This is a genomic window from Actinoplanes sp. NPDC048791, assembly GCF_040650095.1.
Lineage (GTDB): Bacteria > Actinomycetota > Actinomycetes > Mycobacteriales > Micromonosporaceae > Actinoplanes.
In genome coordinates, this window is the sequence record NZ_JBEZGQ010001222.1 from 1 (window position 1) to 2,254 (window position 2,254).

The 2,254-nt window shown below is 73.3% G+C and carries 4 protein-coding genes; 3 read left to right on the forward strand and 1 reads right to left on the reverse strand.

Annotation, left to right across the window (positions count from 1 at the left end):
* Positions 1-508, forward strand: a 508-nt coding sequence (locus AB0C29_RS44610; RefSeq protein ID WP_360833900.1) for a DUF1932 domain-containing protein, incomplete at its 5' end; no start/stop codon positions are given.
* Here the strand turns inward: AB0C29_RS44610 and AB0C29_RS44615 are convergent.
* Positions 500-925, reverse strand: a complete 426-nt coding sequence (locus AB0C29_RS44615) for a GNAT family N-acetyltransferase (RefSeq protein ID WP_360833902.1) — start codon at positions 923-925, stop codon at positions 500-502. The genes AB0C29_RS44610 and AB0C29_RS44615 overlap by 9 nt on opposite strands.
* 62 nt (positions 926-987) lie before the next feature.
* On the opposite strand from AB0C29_RS44615, the gene AB0C29_RS44620 reads away from it, so the two are divergent.
* On the forward strand, positions 988-1,539 hold the full coding sequence (locus AB0C29_RS44620; RefSeq protein ID WP_360833904.1) for a helix-turn-helix domain-containing protein: 552 nt from the start codon (positions 988-990) through the stop codon (positions 1,537-1,539).
* A partial coding sequence (locus AB0C29_RS44625; protein WP_360833906.1) for an MFS transporter occupies positions 1,536-2,254 on the forward strand: 719 nt, incomplete at its 3' end. The genes AB0C29_RS44620 and AB0C29_RS44625, both read left to right, overlap by 4 nt.

The window sequence follows — 2,254 nt, forward strand, 5'->3', positions numbered from 1 at the left end:
GCTTGTGCACGGCTCGACCACGGGACCGCCGCCGTCCGCCCGGCCGGCCGGCCGGATCTCCCTCAGCGGGCCGCCGGCGGAGGTTGTGGCCGGGTTGCCGTGGGACGGTCAGGTCGAGCCGGTGGTGCTCAGCGGTGGGCTGGGTTCGGCCAGTGCGCTGAAGATGTGCACGGCCGGCGTCTACAAGGGACTGACCGCCCTGGTCACGCAGGCGATGCGGACGGCTGGGCAGCACGGGGTGCTGGAGCAGGTGCTGGCGGACCTGGCCCGCAACGGACTGGACGACCCGGCGGGGGTGGTGAGCGCGGCCACGAAGGCGCACCGGTTCGTCGACGAGATGCGGGAGATCGCGGTCACGCAGCAGGCGGCGGGACTGACGCCGGCGCTGTTCGAGGCCTTGGCGGTGGTGTACGCGGACATCGCCGGGACTGAGCTGGCAGCCGGGGCGCCGGAGTCGGCGGATCGTCAGCTCCCGCCGGACGAGATCGTGCGGAGGCTGTCAAGCTGAGCGGTAGCGGCGCAGAGTGACCGGGCTGCCGTCGGGCGCGGTCCAGTCCGCCACCGCGCTGCCCGTGAGGATCCACCCGGAGCGCTCGTAGTAGGCCGCCGCCGCGGCGTTGGCCACTTCCAGCACCAGCGGTCCGCCGTGAGCTGCGCGCGCGTGGGCGATCAACTCCCGGGCGAGGCCGGCGCCGCGCCGCTGAGGGCTGACGAAAAGCCTGCTCAGCTCCCCCTCGCTGGTCACGATCGCATGCCCGGTGACGGTCTCCCCTTCGACCGCGACCCAGGCTCCGCGCAGGCCCGGCGGCATCAGCCAGGCTCGGGGATCGGCGGGCCAGTTCAGCGGATAACCGTCTTCCTCGTGCACCACCCGCAGCGTGGCCACGCAGGCGGGCAGGTCCGCGGCAGCTCTGGATCGGATCATCGCCCCAGCCTAATGGTAAAGAGCTGTTGCGCAACGACTCTTAACAATGGCAGGGTGGGGTCATGGCTCAGATCAAGGACGCCGCCGTCCTCAAGGCGGTCGCGCATCCGGTACGACGCCGGCTCCTGGACGTGCTGCGCGTGGACGGGCCGTCCATGCCCAGCGTGCTGGCCCGCACCATCGGCCAGGCCGTGGCCAACGTGAGCCACCACCTGCGGGTGCTCGCCGAGGCCGGTCTCATCGAGGAGGCACCGGAGCTCGCGCGCAACCGCAAGGAGCACTGGTGGCGCATGCCGGACCGGAGCATCAGCTGGAGCACGGCCGACTTCGCCGCCGACGCCGCGGACATCGCGGCGGCCGACGCGGCCATGGCGATCGGGCTGCAACGGCAGGTGGAGCTCATCTCGACCTGGCTGGGCAGCCCGGCCTCCCGCGAGCAGCCGTGGAGCGACGCGGCGTTCTCCACCGACGGTTTCCTGCGGTTGAGCCCGGCTGAGCTGGCCGAGATGGGCGCGGAGATCCAGGCGGTCATGGACCGCTACGCGGGACGCCCGGAGGCACCGGACCGGGAGCCGGTCTTCATGATCGGCCGGGGCTTCCCGGCCCGCCCGTGACCGCGCGGTCCCCGGCCGGCCCGGCGACGACCGGCCCGGACGAGGCCGCCGCAGTCGGGGCCGGCCCGGACCAGGACAAACGCCGGGGCGTCCTGCGCGACGCCGATTTCCGCAAGCTGTGGGCGGGCATGACCGTCAGCCGCCTGGGCAGCTCGGTCGCCTCCGTCACCACTCCCCTGATCGCCGTGCAGGTCCTGGACGCGAGCGCCTTCACCGTCAGCCTGCTCACCGCCGCCGCCTGGCTGCCCTGGCTGCTCATCGGCCTGCCCGCCGGCGCCTGGATCGACCGGGTCGCCCGCAAGCCGGTGATGCTGGTCAGCGACCTGGTCTCCGCCGTGCTCGTGATCAGCGTGCCGGTCGCCGCCTGGGCCGGCGCTCTCACCATGGCCCACCTGCTCGCCGTCACCCTGCTGCTCGGCGCCGCCACGGTCTTCTTCAGCGTCGCCTGGGCGGCGTATCTGCCGGCGATGTTCGACAAGGACGACCTGGTCGGGGCCAACTCCGCATTGCAGAGCACCGAGTCCGCCGCCCAGGTGGCCGGCCCGGCGGCCGGCGGACTGCTCGTCGCCGCGGTCAGCGCGGTCGCCGGACTGATCGTCGACGCGTTCAGCTTCCTGATCTCGGCCTTCGCGCTGTGGCGCATCCGGCGCGCGGAGCGGCGGCCGGCGCCGACCGCGCGGGTGAGCATCCGCGCCGACATCGTCGTCGGGGCCCG